Below are 387 nucleotides of genomic sequence, written 5' to 3'. Positions count from 1 at the left end.
GTAAAACTATATTAAATTAATGACCCGTACGGGATTCGAACCCGTGTTACCGCCGTGAAAGGGCGGTGTCTTAACCGCTTGACCAACGGGCCAGGTAAAACAAAATATTGAAACGGAGAAGGAGGGATTTGAACCCTCGCGCCGGTTTCCCGACCTACACCCTTAGCAGGGGCGCCTCTTCAGCCACTTGAGTACTTCCCCAAAACCAATAAGATTTTGTACTAATGGGCCTAAATGGACTCGAACCATCGACCTCACGCTTATCAGGCGTGCGCTCTAACCAGCTGAGCTATAGGCCCATAAAAAACTAAAAGCGGGTGACGAGAATCGAACTCGCGACAACAGCTTGGAAGGCTGTGGTTTTACCACTAAACTACACCCGCATGG

At 49.6% G+C, this 387-nt stretch carries 4 tRNA genes; all 4 read right to left on the bottom strand.

What is annotated here, in order from left to right:
• Positions 1-20: 20 nt before the first annotated feature.
• The 4 genes from RG571_RS12095 to RG571_RS12080 all read right to left on the bottom strand — a co-directional run bounded on the left by RG571_RS12095 (position 21) and on the right by RG571_RS12080 (position 383).
• Positions 21-92 (bottom strand) — tRNA-Glu (locus tag RG571_RS12095).
• 21 nt (positions 93-113) lie between these two features.
• Positions 114-201 (bottom strand) — tRNA-Ser (locus RG571_RS12090).
• Positions 202-225: 24 nt separating this feature from the next.
• A tRNA-Ile gene (locus RG571_RS12085) sits at positions 226-299 on the bottom strand.
• Positions 300-312: 13 nt separating this feature from the next.
• Positions 313-383, bottom strand: a tRNA-Gly gene (locus RG571_RS12080).
• Positions 384-387 lie beyond the last annotated feature (4 nt).

This window comes from Enterococcus sp. FR204 (assembly GCF_031143325.1).
GTDB classification, from domain to species: domain Bacteria; phylum Bacillota; class Bacilli; order Lactobacillales; family Enterococcaceae; genus Enterococcus_B; species Enterococcus_B faecium.
This window is presented reverse-complemented; position numbering and strand designations above follow the sequence as displayed.